The 16608-nt window shown below is 38.8% G+C and carries 13 protein-coding genes; 11 read left to right on the top strand and 2 right to left on the bottom strand.

What is annotated here, in order from left to right; genetic code table 11:
• Positions 1-103 precede the first annotated feature (103 nt).
• On the top strand, positions 104-832 hold the full coding sequence (locus G509_RS0104155; RefSeq protein WP_026990371.1) for a hypothetical protein: 729 nt from the start codon (positions 104-106) through the stop codon (positions 830-832).
• 110 nt (positions 833-942) lie between these two features.
• Positions 943-1674: a lipoyl(octanoyl) transferase LipB gene (gene lipB, locus G509_RS0104150; RefSeq protein ID WP_026990370.1), complete on the top strand. Its 732-nt coding sequence runs from the start codon at positions 943-945 to the stop codon at positions 1672-1674.
• 55 nt (positions 1675-1729) lie between these two features.
• On the opposite strand, the gene G509_RS0104145 is transcribed toward lipB, so the two are convergent.
• A complete protein-coding gene (locus tag G509_RS0104145) occupies positions 1730-2341 on the bottom strand; it encodes a ribonuclease HII (RefSeq protein WP_026990369.1) in 612 nt (203 codons plus the stop codon).
• A gap of 194 nt (positions 2342-2535) precedes the next feature.
• Here G509_RS0104145 and G509_RS21425 point away from each other — a divergent pair, with 194 nt between their 5' ends.
• From G509_RS21425 to G509_RS0104100, 9 genes are all read left to right on the top strand, one after another.
• Positions 2536-4428 carry a S8 family serine peptidase gene (locus G509_RS21425; protein ID WP_051199933.1) on the top strand — a complete coding sequence of 631 codons (1893 nt, stop codon included), beginning with the start codon at positions 2536-2538 and terminating at the stop codon, positions 4426-4428.
• Between the two features lie 265 nt (positions 4429-4693).
• Positions 4694-7777: a SusC/RagA family TonB-linked outer membrane protein gene (locus G509_RS0104135; protein ID WP_026990368.1), complete on the top strand. Its 3084-nt coding sequence runs from the start codon at positions 4694-4696 to the stop codon at positions 7775-7777.
• Between the two features lie 12 nt (positions 7778-7789).
• Positions 7790-9295 carry a RagB/SusD family nutrient uptake outer membrane protein gene (locus tag G509_RS0104130; protein WP_026990367.1) on the top strand — a complete coding sequence of 502 codons (1506 nt, stop codon included), beginning with the start codon at positions 7790-7792 and terminating at the stop codon, positions 9293-9295.
• 20 nt (positions 9296-9315) lie between these two features.
• Positions 9316-10164 (top strand): hypothetical protein, encoded by an 849-nt coding sequence (locus G509_RS0104125; protein ID WP_026990366.1) that lies wholly within the window; start codon positions 9316-9318, stop codon positions 10162-10164.
• A gap of 119 nt (positions 10165-10283) precedes the next feature.
• Positions 10284-12263 carry a putative porin gene (locus tag G509_RS0104120; RefSeq protein WP_026990365.1) on the top strand — a complete coding sequence of 660 codons (1980 nt, stop codon included), beginning with the start codon at positions 10284-10286 and terminating at the stop codon, positions 12261-12263.
• Positions 12264-12341: 78 nt separating this feature from the next.
• Positions 12342-13703: a pyridoxal-phosphate dependent enzyme gene (locus G509_RS0104115; RefSeq protein WP_026990364.1), complete on the top strand. Its 1362-nt coding sequence runs from the start codon at positions 12342-12344 to the stop codon at positions 13701-13703.
• 125 nt (positions 13704-13828) lie between these two features.
• The gene (locus tag G509_RS0104110; protein WP_026990363.1) at positions 13829-14341 is read left to right on the top strand and encodes a 3'-5' exonuclease; all 513 of its coding nucleotides are present in this window, start codon (positions 13829-13831) and stop codon (positions 14339-14341) included.
• A 47-nt stretch (positions 14342-14388) separates the two neighbouring features.
• On the top strand, positions 14389-14610 hold the full coding sequence (locus G509_RS0104105; RefSeq protein ID WP_026990362.1) for an addiction module protein: 222 nt from the start codon (positions 14389-14391) through the stop codon (positions 14608-14610).
• The gene (locus tag G509_RS0104100; RefSeq protein ID WP_026990361.1) at positions 14610-14891 is read left to right on the top strand and encodes a type II toxin-antitoxin system RelE/ParE family toxin; all 282 of its coding nucleotides are present in this window, start codon (positions 14610-14612) and stop codon (positions 14889-14891) included. Before G509_RS0104105 ends, G509_RS0104100 begins: the two co-directional genes overlap by 1 nt.
• 5 nt (positions 14892-14896) lie before the next feature.
• On the opposite strand, the gene G509_RS0104095 is transcribed toward G509_RS0104100, so the two are convergent.
• Entirely contained in the window at positions 14897-16570 is a 1674-nt protein-coding gene (locus G509_RS0104095; RefSeq protein WP_026990360.1) for a GLPGLI family protein, read from the bottom strand.
• Positions 16571-16608: the final 38 nt, after the last annotated feature.

The following is a 16608-nucleotide window of genomic DNA, read 5'->3' as shown; positions in this document are numbered from 1 at the left end:
AGCCTGCAAAGATAATGATATTTAATAAATAAGCAATTTGGGCTGTGTAACAATATACAGGTGTTGTCGTCTAATAAAAATATACCTAAAACAATAAACAAATATGAGATCATTACTTGTACCGGCACTGGGCTTATTACTTGCTTTTTTTGCCACATCTTGCAACTTTACAGAAAATATAACCGTTAATAACGATGGTAGCGGTACAGCTACATTTGCTATGGATGGTTCTCAGCTTATGGCTTTTGGGGCAGGGCAAATGGGCGAAGCAGCCAATAAAAAAGTGGACTCTATAATTACTTTTAAAGAAATTTTTGCCGAAAAGAAAGACAGTATTGCCAAGCTGCCAAAGGCAGAGCAGGAAAGGCTAAAGGCTTTAGAAAACCTATCGGTACACGTGCTGGTTGATGCCGAAGAGGGCAAGCTCAATTTTGATATTATAAACAATTTTAAAAAGGTAAGCGAAGTTAGTGATGCAATGCAGAATTTTGGAGAACTGGCAAAATCTCAGGATTCTAAAAAAGCAGAGGCGCTTGGCTTTTTAAATAACCATTCCACAGTAAAATATTCATATGATGGTAAGGCATTTAAAAAAAATGTAGAGTTGCTAAAAAGTGCAGCCGCATCTAACGACTCACTAAATATGTACAAACCAATGATGGAGGGCTCTACGTATACGGTTAAGTATAAGTTTCCTAAAAAAATAAAATCAGTGTCTAATAAGGCCGCGATTATTGGCGAAGACAAAAAGAGCGTAAGCATAACCTACAGCCTGCTGGAGTATCTGGATAACCCCACACAACTGGCTTTACAGGTAGAGTTCGAAAAATAACTCCTTAAATTATATACATCTAAAACCGGGTACTACTGTCCGGTTTTTTTATGGTGTATTTGGTGGCAATAAGTTTTGTAAATTTGTGCTACAATTTAGATGCTAAAGCGATGAACAAAAAAATTTGGTTTCGCGACCTGGGATTAAGAGATTACAAAGATGTTTGGGAGTACCAGGAAAACCTTTTTCAGGAAACGGTAGATTTAAAAATACGCAACAGGCGCGAGGAGTTAACTCTGGAAACACTTAACTATCTGCTGTTTGTGCAGCACCCGCACGTATATACGCTTGGCAAAAGCGGCGATATAGACAACCTGCTGTTAAACGAAAAACAGCTTGCCGCTAAAGATGCCGTTTATTATAAAGTTAACCGTGGCGGCGATATTACGTACCACGGCCCCGGCCAGATAGTGGGCTATCCAATTTTAGATTTGGAGAATTTTTTTACCGATATACACAAGTACCTTCGCTTTTTAGAAGAGATGGTAATTTTAACCCTGGCCGATTATGGTGTTACTGCAACCCGCAGCGATGGCGAAACCGGAGTTTGGCTTGATGTGGGCACGCCTTTTGCCCGCAAAATATGTGCAATGGGCGTAAGGGCATCGCGTTGGGTAACCATGCACGGCTTTGCGCTAAATGTAAATGCCAACCTGGGTTATTTTGATAATATTATACCCTGCGGTATAAGGGGCAAGACGGTAGCCTCTTTAAATGTAGAGCTTGGTGTAGAGCGCGTAGACGAAGAAAAGGTAAAAGCAAAACTGCTGCATTATTTCGCCCGGCTTTTTGAAGCCGAGATCGTGGCTCAAAACCTTGAAGCCGAAAAACTACCCCTATAATATATAGGAGTGTAAATCGATATAAAATTTACTTTTTTACTCCTTAATATATATACTACTTACAAAACTCTAAATCCATCTCTAATTGTTCGGGCAAAAGCCTGAATGTTTTGCGGTGGTATTTTGTAATGCCGTATTTTCTTATCGCCTCGCGGTGCTCTAAAGTGGGGTAGCCTTTGTTGCTCTTCCAGTTGTACATAGGGTACTCTTCGTGCAGGCGGTTCATGTAATCATCCCTGTAGGTTTTTGCCAGTACCGATGCCGCCGCAATACTAAGGTATTTACTGTCGCCTTTAATAATACAGCTGTAGGGTATATTGGCCACCGGCTTAAAGCGGTTACCATCTACAATAATATAATGCGGGGTAGGGGTTAGCTGTACAATGCACTCCTGCATGGCGCGTATGGAGGCATTAAGTATGTTTATCTCGTCTATAATCTCCGGCTCAATATGTACCACATGGTAACAAAGCGCCTGCTGTTGTATAAGTGGCCGAAGGTGTTCCCTTGTTTTTTCAGATAATTGTTTGGAGTCGTTTAGCAGGTCCAGTTCAAAATTATCGGGCAAAATTACGGCAGCCGCAGTTACGGGCCCTGCAAGGCAGCCACGGCCGGCTTCATCAGTACCGGTTTCATAAAGAGTATCAGAGTATTTAAGCAGCAGCATTAAAAACCGTATTTAAAATTTTACCGTAAATTTACGTGTAGCAAATATAGGTTCTGAAAGTTAAATTCAAAATTGTTGATGCTTAATTTGCCAGAATTTATATTTTTGCTAATCATTTTTAATTACAAGCCTAAAAATTGTTGCAGTTTGTGTTTAAAAAATGAGATTAACTATAAATATTATATAACCAGAGTATGAAAAAAATTACTGTATCAATGTTTGTTCTTGGCCTTGTGCTTGCCGGCGGATTTTCTGCACATGCACAAACAGCTGCAGAACGAAAGGTAATTACAAAAGATTACAATCAGGAGCAGCTTAAAAAGCTTGCTGCAGAATTTGCAGAAAAAAACACAAAAGATAAAGAAGAAGCGCTTCGTCTTGCAGCAGCAAACGGCTGGCCGCTTACTTATATAACCGAAGATGGCGCTACTGCAGAGCTGGTAGGTTTGCAGGATGATGGAAGGCCATTATATTTTCAAACATTAAATGTTAATGCAGCATTTACATCGGGCATTAACTCTTTAAATACCGGCGGTAGCCTTGGTTTAAATTTAGATGGGCAAAACATGCTTGTAGCTTTATGGGACCAGGACAGGCCAAGGGCTACCCATAACACTTTTGGCGGAAGGTTAAGTATTTTAGATGCTGCAACAAATCAGGCAGACCACTCTACCCACGTAATGGGTACCATTATGGGCAGCGGCCTTAACTCTGAAAATGGAGATGGAAAAGGTATGGCTTCTCAGGCTACCGGTAATGCTTACGACTGGAATAATGATACATCAGAGATGGCTTCGGCGGCGGCCAATGGATTATTAATTTCTAACCACTCTTACGGCGCCATAGCATCGCAGTTGTCTGAAAGTTCATTTGGGGCTTATTCAAGCCAGTCTGCTGCTTACGACCAGGTGGCGTTTGATGCTAAAAATTACCTTATTATTCAGGCGGCCGGTAACGACAGGGCTACCAACCAGATACATAACCCATCTAAATTTGGTTACGACCTTGTTAACAATGCTAAAACGGCTAAAAACTGTTTAACGGTAGCTGCTGTATACGGTTTAACCGCAGAATATTCTGGACCGGAAGATGTTATTATAGCACCTTTTAGCAGCTATGGCCCAACAGATGATAACAGGATAAAGCCAGATATTGCAGCAAAAGGTATGCAGCTGCTTTCGTCTGTATCTTCAGGTAACTCTGCTTATGATATAGAAAGTGGTACCTCTATGGCATCACCGGTAGTTTCTGGTGGCGCTCTTTTATTACAGCAACGTTACAGGCAGCTTTTTCCGGATTATATGCGCTCTGCTACATTAAGAGGGTTAATTTGCCATACGGCAGATGAAGCAGGAGATGCCGATGGGCCAGACCCAAGATTTGGCTGGGGCTTATTTGATGCAAAAAAAGCGGTAGAAGCTATAAATAATAACGGTACAAGTTCTTACATAAATCAGTTATCGTTATCTAATAGCGAAACTTTTTCTATAAATGTTATTGCCCAAGAAGGGCAAAAACTTCAGGTTAGTATTTGCTGGACAGATCCTGCAGGTGCGGCATCGTCTCTTTTAGATAATCCTTCGCCAAGGCTTAAAAACGATCTTGATGTAAGGGTTACAAAAGGTGCAGCTACTTTTTACCCATGGAAATTAGCCGATACTTATGAGGCTCCAGCGGTACAGGGAGATAATATAGTAGATAACATAGAGCGTATAGATATACCAAATGCATCAGGTCAATACACTGTTACAGTATCTCATAAAGGCAGTTTAACAACTGGTTCTCAAGAATATTCGTTAATTGTAACCAGTGGTGTACAAACTCTTGATGTAGATGATGTTGTTGCAAACCTGTTTTCTGTATGGCCAAACCCTGCTAATGCCTCTGTAAACATAAATCTTCTGGATGGCTCTTCAGAGCCTGCTTCTGCCACATTTTACGATGTGCAGGGCAGAGAGGTAATGTTTACTAAACTTTTGGGTAACACTAATTTAGTAGATATTCAAAGTCTTAGCAAAGGTATTTATATGGTAAAAGTAGCTCAGGGTGCACAACAACAGGTTAAAAAAATTGTTGTTAATAAATAGTCTTAAAAGTTAAAATTTAAAACATATAGCACTGTACACGCAACCATAGTACAAAAATAGTATCTGATATATAAACGCCGGTTTTTTGCCGGCGTTTGTATTTTAACTAAATTTTTTATTATGTTAGCAATAAGCACTAATATGTTGTGGATATTTTATTTATATCGGCGTAAAGGCATCTTTTCCTGATAATGCAATGTTAAAAGTTTGTTATGTAAAAATAAATTGATAGCTTTGCGACTTAACTAACTCAAATTAATTAAATATGAAATCAAAGTTTACTTGGATTTTTACGCTTTTACTGGCGTTTTTTATTCAGTTTTCCTTTGCGCAGGAAAAGACAGTAACGGGTGTCGTTAATGATGCTACCGGTATGCCAATACCAGGTGTAACCGTAAGAGTTCAGGGTTCTAATGCACAAGGTGTTCAGACTGATTTTGATGGTAAGTTTTCCATCCTGGCTTCTCAAGGCCAAAAATTGATTTTTTCTTACATTGGTATGCAAGAGCAGGTTGTTACTGTTGGAGCAGCTAATACAATACCAACTGTAGCTTTGCAGGAAGGTGGTATTGAGCTTAAAACTGTAGCTATTGAGGGTTATAGAACTACTGCTAAGAAAAGATCTAATGTAGCTGTAACTACCATTACATCTGAAACTCTTGAAGGCAGGCCAAACGTTTCTTTCGTTCAGTCGCTTCAGGGTCAGGTTCCTGGTTTAAATATATCTACAGGTTCAGGTTCTCCGGGTTCTGCTAAAACAAGTGTTATTATCAGGGGTCTTGGATCTTTAAATGGTAATACTGAGCCATTGTATGTTATTGATGGTGTGCCTTCAAACCTTGTAAACTTTAGAAGTATCAATGGTAACGATATCGAGTCGATATCTGTACTTAAAGATGCCGGTGCAACTTCAGTTTATGGTAACAGGGGTGCAAACGGTGTTATTATTGTAAAAACAAAAAGAGGATCTTTTGATAGTGGCCTTAAAGTAAGGTATTCTGGTGTTACCGGTTTTACTACTATGCAAAAAGAAAACTACAACCTAATGACAGGTCAGCAATTGTTAACTCTTGAAAGGTTAAAAGGTGCTGGTACTGGTGCTACAGGCGGCGAAAACGGTGCGATGACAGATGCAGAAATTGCAGCTGCTCCAAACACTTACTGGAAAGATTATTTCTTCCAGACTGGTATTTCTCAGGATCATAGCCTTAGCTTTACTCAGGGTAGTAAAAATACTAACTCTTTTATATCTCTTGGTTATTTTGAGCAGGAAGGTATTGTGCCAAGTACAGATATTAAAAGAATATCTATCAGGTCTAACTTTACTGGTAAAAGTACCAATGATAAATTTAACTATACTACTAACTTGTATGCAGGTTACTCAAAACGTAACCAGTTAGAGCAGGAAACAAGAACAGATATCGATGGTAACGTTCTTCAAAACCCATTACAGGGTATGCTTACTTCGTTGCCTTACTTAGATCCGGCTGCTTACCAAAACGGTCAGCAATTATTTGATGAGTTTGGTGCTGCAAGTTTTGCTTTAACTCCATACATGCTTATGGATTATATTGATAACATTTACAACAGATACGAAGAGGTTAAGTTGTTAATGAATGGTTCTGCGAGCTACAAGTTAACTAACGATTTAACTTTTGGTGTAACTGGTGGTATTGATTATACACAAAATACACGAGTATTTGCAAGGTTGCCACAATCATATCTTGCAATAGTTGCTGCTACAGCATATCCTGAAAACCCAGGTATCGAAACTCAAAGTACTACAAGAGACTTTAGTTTTAACGGTAACTCAAGGTTAAACTATAACAAAGTATTTAACGATAAGCACAGTATTGATGCATCGGTAATGACCGAGTATTTTAAAGCTCACTACCAGGGTAACTCGTTTACTGCAACAGGTCTTAACTCTAAAACATACGCTCCGGGTGCTGGTACAGGATACATTCCTTTTAACACGGCTACACCTAACCTTTACCAGCGTACTGTAAGTGCAGCTAAATACGAAGGTGGTTTGTTTTCATACTTTGGTATGTTTGACTACGATTACGATTCTAAATACGGTATAGGTGCATCAGTACGTAGAGATGCTTCATTTAGGTTTACAGATGAAAATCAGTGGGCTACTTTCTGGTCAGTTTCTGCAAGATGGAACATCGACAAAGAAAACTTTATGCAAAACTCAATCTTTACTGAGCTTAAGCTTAGAGGATCTATAGGTACATCTGGTAACCAGAATATTGGCGGAGAAAGTATTTATGATGGCCGTAGCGTAACAAGAACATTGTATTCAAGTTTAACAGGATACAATAACTCAAACTCTATTGGTCTTCCAACGTCTACAACAACAGGCTACCTTTCTATTGGTAACAGCGATGCACAGTGGGAAACTACTTTACAGTCTAACATAGGTATCGACTTTGTTATTGGTAAAAGGTTAAGAGGTACTTTTGATGCGTACAGAAAATATACTAAAGATCTATTCTTGGGTGTTCCTATTTCTGCAAGTAATGGTGCATACCAGTACGAAGGTAACTCTGGTAACATGGAAAATAAAGGTCTTGAGGCATTACTTGCTTATGACGTTATTAAAAACGAAGACTTTACATTAACCCTTACTGCTAACGGATCTTACAACGAAAACAAGCTTAAAAACTTGCCAGGTGGAGACCAAGCGTTTGGTGATTTGCAAATAAATGCTAACGACGAGGTTGTTTACCAGTACTTTATGGTTAAATACGCAGGTGTTAACCCATCTAACGGTAACTCTCTATACTATGATGCTAATGGTGCTTTAACTGAAAACCCAACACTTGATGACAGGGTTAAAACAGGTAAATCTTTCATACCTAAATATCAGGGTGGTTTTGGCTTTAATGCTGATTACAAAGGTTTCTATGCTACAGCACAATTTACTTTTGTTACAGATGTGTACAGGGTAGATTCTGATTACGCTAACCTTATGGACCCTACTTCTATTGGTACATTCCAACTTTCTGAAGATATTAACAGAGCGTGGACTCCGGATAACACAACTACAGATGTGCCTTCAATTAACGCTACTAACAGCGCAACAGATGCGGCTTTATCTGACAGGTTTTTACGTGACTCTTCTTACCTAAGGCTTAAATATGCTTCTATTGGTTACAACGTTCCATCTACTTTCTTAGAGAAAACTTTCTTAACAAGTGTAAGAGTTTATGGCCAGGCAGAGAACTTTATTACCTGGACTAAATGGAGAGGTTTTGATGCTGAAAGTAACGGAGCAAGTACTTATGGTGGATATCCAACCCCACGTGTATTTTCTTTTGGTGTTGATTTATCATTCTAAAAAAAAAATTATATGAAAAATTTAAAAAAGATATTTATACTAACGTTAGCAGCAGGAGCTTTGTACTCTTGTAATGATGCTTACGAGATTATACAGCCGGGTGAGCTTAATTATGATAATGCTTTCGAGAATGTTAGCGATTTAAATTTAGCACTTAACGAAGTTTATGATAATGTAATTGCTGAAGATATTATTGCTTTTACAAGTGTTGTTACCGATGAAACTGCAATTGCAGATCAAAACGGTGGACAAAATTTGGACGAATACAGGTTCCAGATTTTTGCTACCAACGATTATGCTTCAGATTTTTGGTTAGACAATTACACAACCATTATGTATGCTAATAGGATTCTTGAAAAAGCCGATGGTGTAGAGCTGGATTCTACAGATGCCACTACTTTGCAGGATGATATTGATGAGAGACTAAGAATTGTATCAGAAGCGCGTGCTTTAAGGGCATACTCTCACTTTCAGTTGCTAAGTTATTTCTCTACAGATCTTAAAAATGATAGTGCTTTAGGTGTTATCCTTATGGATCACGTATCTACTAAAGAAGAGCAACTTCCAAGAAGTACTAATGGTGAAGTTTTTAATTTTATCAATGAAGATCTTGATTTTGCACAAGAAAACGCAAGTTTATTGGTAGGTAATGGCCCATCTCAAATAACTCCAAGAGCTATCAATGCTTTAAGAGCACGTATTTCGGCTTACCGTGGTCTTTACGAAGAGGCTAAAGCCTATGCAGTACTTGCCATTACAGGCAGTACAGGTTTAGCTACTACAGAGGCGGCTTACAAACAAATATGGTCAGACGTTTCTTTAACCGAAGTTATTTGGGGCTTAGAAAGGCCGTCTGGTAAAACAGGTATTGTAAGCAACTGGTTCTTTAACAGTGCTACTTATGCAGGAGGTCCTTTCCTTGACATGGGCAGAAATCTATATGCTGAACTTACAGAAGATTCAAATGATTACAGAGGAAGAACAGGTGTATTTATTGGTGCAACCAGTATTATAGCTGAGGATTACGCGACTGTATTTGATTACAAAAACTCGGATGTTCTTATTATAGCTAAATATCCTGGAGTTAGTGGTTTATTACTAAACAACAGGGTTAAAGCAATCAGGCTTCCTGAAATGTATTATATTAAAGCTGAAGCAGAAGTTGCAGCCGGAGATCTTGTTGCTGCAAGAAATACACTACAGGAAATTAAAACTGCAAGAGCTATAGTTAAAGCTAACGCTGTACAAATTCCTGCTTTCGAAAATGCAACACAGGCTTGGAAAGCAATATTAGATGAAAGAAGGATTGAACTTTGCTATGAAGGTCACCGTTATATCGACCTTAAGCGTTTAGGTACTCTTGCTGGTGTTAATGGCGTTCAGCGTTATGAAAGAGATTGTACACCTTACTCTGCTTGCGAACTGCTTGTTACAGATTACAGGTTTACATTACCTATTCCGGTTGAAGAACTTAATGGTAACAGGGTTATTAGAGAGCAACAAAATCCAGGCTATTAATTATTAATTAAAAGAATAATATGAAAAATATTTTTTATAAACTTAGTTTGGCTTGTCTTTTTGCAGCTGCTTTAACAAGCTGCAGCGATGACGACAGAGTTGTATTAAACCCAAACAACACACAAAACTTGTTTTCGTTTAACGAATCTTCGTCTACTTTAACAGTAACTAACGAAGTACGTACAGATACTATCGAAGTAGGTGTTACTTCGCTTTCTAATGTTGACAGGGAAATCCCTATCAATATAGATGCTACTTCAACTGCAACTCCAGACCTTTACTCTTTTAAAGCGGGTACTTTAGTTATACCTGCAGGTAAATTTATTGGTTATGTTATTCTTGAAGGTAACTTTGCTAATCTTCCTGATGGTGCTACTTACACTTTAGTTATAACTTTAGATGAGTCTCAGGTTGGTGTTTTAGACGAAAGAAATTTCCACGTAGTAACAATTACTAAAAACTGTGTTTCTGAAAGTTTAGGTGGTACACACTCTTACAAACAATACAACATGGTTGGAGGTACAGAAGGACCTGTAGCAACAGAAAAAACAGGTACAATGGTTTGGTCTCAAACGGCTGCCGGTACAGGTATTTTCAAGATTGCAGATCTTTCTTGGGGTCTTTTCACAACTGTTCGCGGTATTAATGCTGCAACAGTGGCAGGTGGTAATAACTTCATCCAATGGACTTGTACTGGCCTTCGCGCTAACACACAAGATCAATTTGGAGATAGCTATACTTACGATGTTGTAAGTGTTAACGGACCGGTATTTACTTTTAACTGGACTAACACTCATGGTGATAGCGGTACTGTTGAAGTTACAAGGAACAATGGCAAAGATTGGCCAACATCTCTTTTAACACAATAACAATTGTTATTATTAGAATAAATATTAAGAGGCTTTCATACGAAAGCCTCTTTTTTTTGGTTCTATTTAAATATTTAAGTTTACAAAAATCAGTACATTTGCCCAAATTGTTATTCCTGATGTTTAAAAAAAGTATAGTAGTACTAATTTTATTCCTGTTGCCCGCATTGGCTTTTTCTCAGACAAAAAAGAGAGAAAGGCGCGCAGATACCACAACAGCTTCTCAAAATGATACCATTAAGCGCAGCCCAAAAAAAAATGCGCCCGATGCAGTTAATCCTGCCGATACTATTGCAACAATAGATATGTACAAGATTATAACCCTGCAAAGAGATACTACTTTTGTAGATACATCGCTAACCGTACAAAAAGAGTATGCGGTTAACTATCTTAGAAAGGATAATTTTGGCTTACTGGCTTTTGCCAACGAAGGGCAAACCTATAATACATTAGATTATGGGCTTACCAATTTTAGTCCGTTTCCGGAGATGGGTTTTAAATCAAAACACATAGCTTATCATGAAGTAGATGATATTAAAGACTACAATGTGGCTACACCGTATACAGATATAATGTACAGGTCTGTAATTAGCCAGGGTCAGGTATTAGATGCCACCTTTACGGCAAATACATCGCCAAATTTAAACCTTTTTATAGGCTATAAGGGTATCCGGTCTATTGGTAAATACATAAACGCGATATCCAGTAATGGTAACTTTAAAATTGGCGGAAGCTACAATACGACTGATAAACGGTACTTTTTAAAGCTGCACTTTACAGGTCAGGACCTCTCTAATGAGGAAAATGGTGGTATAGTAGATACCGATTTGTTTGATAGCGGTAACGACCTTTATACCGACAGGGAAAAGCTGGCCGTCTATTTTAATGATGCTAAGTCATTTCTTAAAGGTAACCGTTATTTTATAGACCATACTTTTAAGCTCAACAAAACCAACCCTAACAGTTTGGTTTTTCATCACCAGTTTAATTACGAAAATAAGTTTTTTACCTTTACCCAACCCACAGTCAGTACCCGTTTTGGCGATGCTTATACATCAAGCATTAGCAATAAAACGCGGTACAATAAAATGTACAATTTAATAGGGGCGGCTTATTCAAGAGAGGATATTGGTACTATAGAGTTTTATGTAGAAGATTATAACTATAACTATTTTTACCGTACTATTGTTTTAAATAATGGCGGTAACGTAGCTATCCCAAATTCGTTAAACGACAGGATAAATACTTACGGTGCGCGCTATACCTACCATAAAGATAAGTGGAAGGGCACGGCATTGCTTTCTAACTCTATAACAGACCAGTCTTTGGCTAATATAGATGTGCAGGCGCGTTATAGTATAGATGATGCAAATGTGCTTTCGGCACGCTATCAAAACATGAACAAATTGCCCGACCTTAATTATAATCTATACCAAAGCGATTATATAGCTTACAACTGGTCTAACAATTTTAATAACGAAAAGATAAACAGCCTGGAGGTAGAAGCCAAAACCAAATGGGTTAGTGCATCGTTACAATATACCATATTAAAAGACCATCTGTATTTTAGCAACGATTTTGTTCCTGCCAATGCTAATTCCACTGTTTTTGATACCTTACTGGTTACGCCTAAACAATACGGTAATACCATAAATTACCTATCGCTTAAGGTTAGTAAAGATATTAAGTTTTGGAAACTGGGGTTAGATAACACCATACTCTACCAAAACGTAGACCAGGCCGATAATGTGCTTAACGTACCGAGCTTGCTTACGCGTAACACATTATACTATTCTGATTATTTATTTAAAAGAGCACTGTTTATACAAACCGGTTTTACGTTCCAGTACTTTACCAAATATTATGGCAACGATTATAATCCGCTTATTGGCGAATTTTATTCTCAGGATAAACGTAAGATGGGTGGTTTTCCTCTCATAGACTTTTTCCTTAATATGAAGATACAGGAATTTAGTCTTTTTGTAAAAGCAGAGCATTTTAACTCCAGCTTTACAGGCTATAATTTCTATTCGGCACCAAATTATCCGTACCGGGATTTTACAATACGCTTTGGCATTGTCTGGAATTTCTTCTCATAGTTGCATTTAACTATTTTATTCAGGCCATAACCAATATCTTTGCAGTACTTATTGGCAATAGCCCATAACTCCATTTAAATGAAATACGCAAAAAACATACTCGAAACTATTGGCAACACGCCAATGGTAAAACTAAATAAACTAACCGAAGGTATTGATGCCCTTGTGTTGGCCAAAGTAGAAACGTTTAACCCCGGCAACTCGGTTAAAGACCGTATGGCGGTTAAAATGATTGAAGATGCCGAGGCAGATGGACGCCTTAAACCGGGTGGAACCATAATAGAAGGTACATCGGGCAATACCGGTATGGGCCTTGCTCTTGGCGCTATTGTAAAGGGCTACAAGCTTATTTGTGTAATATCAGATAAGCAGAGTAAAGAGAAGATGGATATACTGCGTGCTGTTGGCGCAAGGGTGGTGGTTTGCCCTACCGATGTAGAGCCTACCGACCCGCGTTCGTATTATTCGGTTTCAAAACGCCTTGCCCAGGAAACGCCTAACTCATGGTATGTAAACCAGTACGATAATCTTAGTAATACCGCTGCCCATTACGAGCAAACGGGCCCTGAAATTTGGGAACAGACCGAGGGTAAAATTACCCACTTTGTAGTTGGTGTTGGTACGGGCGGAACAATATCCGGGGTGGCAAAATATTTAAAAGAACGCAACCCCGATGTTAAGATCTGGGGTATAGATACGTACGGTTCGGTATTCAAAAAATACCATGAAACAGGTATTTTTGATGAGAACGAAATTTACTCGTACGTTACCGAAGGTATCGGTGAGGATATATTGCCTAAAAATGTAGACTTTTCGCTTATTAACGGTTTTACAAAAGTAACTGATAAAGATGCGGCGGTTTACACCCGAAGATTGGCGTTAGAAGAAGGTATCTTTGTAGGTAACTCTGCCGGTGCTGCCATTAAAGGTGTGCTTCAGCTTAAAGAGCATTTTAAGCCGGAAGATGTTGTGGTGGTGTTATTTCACGATAGCGGAAGCCGTTATGTGGGTAAGATGTTTAACGACGACTGGATGCGCGAGCGCGGCTATCTTGACGACGAGATAACCAAAGCCGAAGACCTTATTAAAGACCATTCTGATAAGCCGCTGATAGTGGTGCGTACCGAAGAGTTGGTAAGCCATGCTATAGACCGCCTTCGCAAATATAAAATATCGCAAATACCGGTTATAGATGTAGACGGTTTTGTAGGTTCTATTGATGAAACCGACCTGTTTAGAAGCTATGTTGAAGATAAGGATATCGCCACAAAACCTATTAAAGATGTTATGGGCAAGCCTTATCCTATTGTTATGGCAAACACTTCGATAGAAGAGATATCTAAGCTTATCAATAAAGACAACCAGGCGGTGTTGGTTGACCTTGGCGATGGCAGGCACCATATTATTACCAAACACGATATTATTAGTTCTATTAAATAATTTAGGACTTTTATAAACAACAAACCCTGCTATACGGCAGGGTTTGTTGTTTAATGCAATGCGAAAAAAGGGCTTTGCACGGCTGCTAATTTCTTTATATATTTGAAACCTAATGCAATTGATTGATGACGTTTACTGCCATAGATTTTGAAACCGCTACCGGATACAGCCACAGTGCCTGCGCTGTTGGTATTATTACTGTTGAAGACGGTATAATTACCGAAGAATTCCACACGCTTATACAGCCACCCGAAAACGAATACTGGTACCGTAATATTATGGTACATGGCATTAAGCCTGCCGATACATTACGCATCCCTACGTTTGATACCCTATTTCCTGAAATCCAAAAACGCCTTTTCGGTAAAAAGATAGTAGCCCATAACGAAGCTTTTGATCGCGGCGTTCTTGCCAAGACCATGAAGTATTACGGCCTTTACTACGATGAGCTCGAAATTGCCGATAAATGGGAGTGCACCGTTAAAATATACCGTGCCAAAGGATACAAACCCGCCAACCTGCGCGCCTGCTGCGACCGTAATAATATTCAGCTAAACCACCACGAAGCATTATCGGATGCTCGTGCCTGCGCAAAGCTTTACTTGTTGCATGATGGGCAGGTTAAGATGAGGGTGTGATTTATTATCTGATGATATATTTTGTAAATTAGCTAAAAAGTTTAATTATGAAGATTGTACTTTCACTTGATGAAAATAATGAAAAGGCTAAAGCTTTTTTGACATTTATAAAAACTCTTGATTTTATAAGTTTTGAAAGCAAAGACGATTTGCCCCAATGGCAAAAAGATAAACTTGATATTTATTTAGAAGAACATCAAAACGGAACTGCTGAATATACTGATTGGGATAGTGCTAAAAAGTCACTCTTTGATAAGTTTGGTGCCTAATGAATTATCTCATAAAAATCAGGAAGCAGGCCCTTCTAAATATTGAAGAATCTGCTGAATGGTACAAAGAAAAGCAACAGGGGTTGGAATTAAAATTTCTTAAGGATTTAAATTCTGCCATTGATATAATCAGTAAAGATCCTGAAAAGTTTCAGGTCAGGTATAGAGATGTGCGAATCAAATTTCTTAAAAAGTTTGATTTCGGAATTCACTATATAATTGATGAAAATTCAATTCACATTTTAGCGGTATTTCATACCAGTCGCTCTCCGTTAAAGTAACATAGTTACTCCCTCCCCAATAAAACTCCCGATACATTCCACGCACTAAAGTTAGAGCCCTCGGGTACACCCATAGGTATGGTGATAGTCATCGTGTGTTCTCCCGCTCTTAAGTCGCCCAAATCTATATATTCCGGGTTGGTAACTGTGCCCGGGCACCAGTTGCTTCGGCTATAATCAGACGATGATAGCCCATTCTCAAAATTACCCGATGCCGGATTATACAATCGGTACGTGCCGCAATCCTGCCTCCACGGCACAAAAGCAAAAACAGTTTGCCCGTCTACTTTTATAGTATTCTTTTTTGGGAGGTACTCATCGCCATTTTCCCAGCCGCCATGACCAGTAGTTATATAGCGCAGGCGGGCATTTTTAAGGTCTTTCTCTAAAGTAAAATGTACCTCTAAGCCTTTCGGCGAACTAAATAAAGTACCGTATTCCTGTCCGGCCATTTCCATAACATTTACGGTATTAAACAATGGTAGCACTTTGGTGTCGGTATTGTATTTTATCTCATCGTTATGCAGGGTAATGTCCATACTAATTTTATGGCCGCCCTTATCATAATTGCCAATAAATACACCCACCCAAACTTCTTTGCCACTATACGACGGCGCAAGTTCAGAAATATCCTGCCTGTACGGCACAGCCTGCTGCCACACTTTATCTTTAAGTTCTATGTGGTTGTACTGCTTAACGCCAAAAGGTGTAAAAAAGCGCATTAGTTCCAATAGCGGCGTATAATTATCTGTTTTTGCGATTCCCTGATATTTCTTACCATTTCCATTATCGTAAAGGGGCAGGGTATTGATCCCATTTTTTAGCCCGTCTAAAAAAGATTGCTTTTGGTCTTCGGGGATTATAAAAACCGATCCTGTCCTGTCATACGCATCGCCGTTAGATTGTTCGGTTAAATCTAAAAATACCTGGCTGCCGGTTTTAACTTCGGGGAATTTTATTTTTCTAAGCGCAATTGTGCCGTTCGCAAAGCGCATTACACTGTCGTTTGATTTCGATTCATCCGAAAAATTTAGCACCTGATCTTTAAATACACTTATGGTAGTAAAACGGGCTTTCCAAAGCAGGTCGCGATAGGTGAGGCCATCCGTCATTTTTGTATTGGTCGGAACCACATTTAAATACGCCGAGGCATCTTTAAGCTTCTCCACCTTAGTAGCAGTTACCACAAAATTATTATTACGGACGGTTTCCAGCACCAGGCCTAACTCTATGCCCAGTACCGATGGTGCGCCTTTCAATCCCAAATCGTTTGTATACCAAATCTCGATAGTGTTAGAGTTGATAATGGTTTTGGCTTTGTGGCACTTGTAACCTAAAATAGTTTTAGTGTCGGGCAGTAATTCCAGCTTTTGTTTTTTTACAGAAGTACTGTCTTTAGCGGCAACAAAAGTGCTATTGCTTAGTTGTGCTAATTGAATATAAGATGCATTGTTGTGGCTAACTATGGTTTGCTCTGTAGGCAGCGGTGCTTTTTTGTCCAGTATGTTTTTACTGGTTACCAAAGCTTTACTGCCGTCTGAAAAAAGAATGGTGGGGTTGTTGGCATCGTTAACGGTACCCAGGTAGGCTTTTTGGTACGTAACTTTTATGGCTTTGGGCTGTTTTTGTGCGAAACTAAAAAACGGAAGCAACAATAAGATAGCAAAAAATGTTTTCATACTACAAATATAAGCAGTTTGGCAAATTGTAGAAATTT

The organism is Flavobacterium subsaxonicum WB 4.1-42 = DSM 21790, assembly GCF_000422725.1.
Taxonomy (GTDB): domain Bacteria; phylum Bacteroidota; class Bacteroidia; order Flavobacteriales; family Flavobacteriaceae; genus Flavobacterium; species Flavobacterium subsaxonicum.
Note: the sequence above shows the minus strand (reverse complement) of the source record. Positions and strands in the feature narration are given on the sequence as shown.

Bases quoted from the DNA above. Each gene is read 5' to 3' on its own strand.
- G509_RS0104155 (WP_026990371.1), top strand. From the start codon at position 104: ATGAGATCATTACTTGTACCGGCACTGGGCTTATTACTTGCTTTTTTT.
- G509_RS0104115 (WP_026990364.1), top strand. From the start codon at position 12,342: ATGAAATACGCAAAAAACATACTCGAAACTATTGGCAACACGCCAATG.
- lipB (WP_026990370.1), top strand. From the start codon at position 943: ATGAACAAAAAAATTTGGTTTCGCGACCTGGGATTAAGAGATTACAAA.
- G509_RS0104125 (WP_026990366.1), top strand. From the start codon at position 9,316: ATGAAAAATATTTTTTATAAACTTAGTTTGGCTTGTCTTTTTGCAGCT.
- G509_RS0104105 (WP_026990362.1), top strand. From the start codon at position 14,389: ATGAAGATTGTACTTTCACTTGATGAAAATAATGAAAAGGCTAAAGCT.
- G509_RS0104130 (WP_026990367.1), top strand. From the start codon at position 7,790: ATGAAAAATTTAAAAAAGATATTTATACTAACGTTAGCAGCAGGAGCT.
- G509_RS0104100 (WP_026990361.1), top strand. From the start codon at position 14,610: ATGAATTATCTCATAAAAATCAGGAAGCAGGCCCTTCTAAATATTGAA.
- G509_RS0104135 (WP_026990368.1), top strand. From the start codon at position 4,694: ATGAAATCAAAGTTTACTTGGATTTTTACGCTTTTACTGGCGTTTTTT.
- G509_RS0104110 (WP_026990363.1), top strand. From the start codon at position 13,829: ATGACGTTTACTGCCATAGATTTTGAAACCGCTACCGGATACAGCCAC.
- G509_RS0104095 (WP_026990360.1), bottom strand. From the start codon at position 16,570: ATGAAAACATTTTTTGCTATCTTATTGTTGCTTCCGTTTTTTAGTTTC.
- G509_RS21425 (WP_051199933.1), top strand. From the start codon at position 2,536: ATGAAAAAAATTACTGTATCAATGTTTGTTCTTGGCCTTGTGCTTGCC.
- G509_RS0104145 (WP_026990369.1), bottom strand. From the start codon at position 2,341: ATGCTGCTGCTTAAATACTCTGATACTCTTTATGAAACCGGTACTGAT.
- G509_RS0104120 (WP_026990365.1), top strand. From the start codon at position 10,284: ATGTTTAAAAAAAGTATAGTAGTACTAATTTTATTCCTGTTGCCCGCA.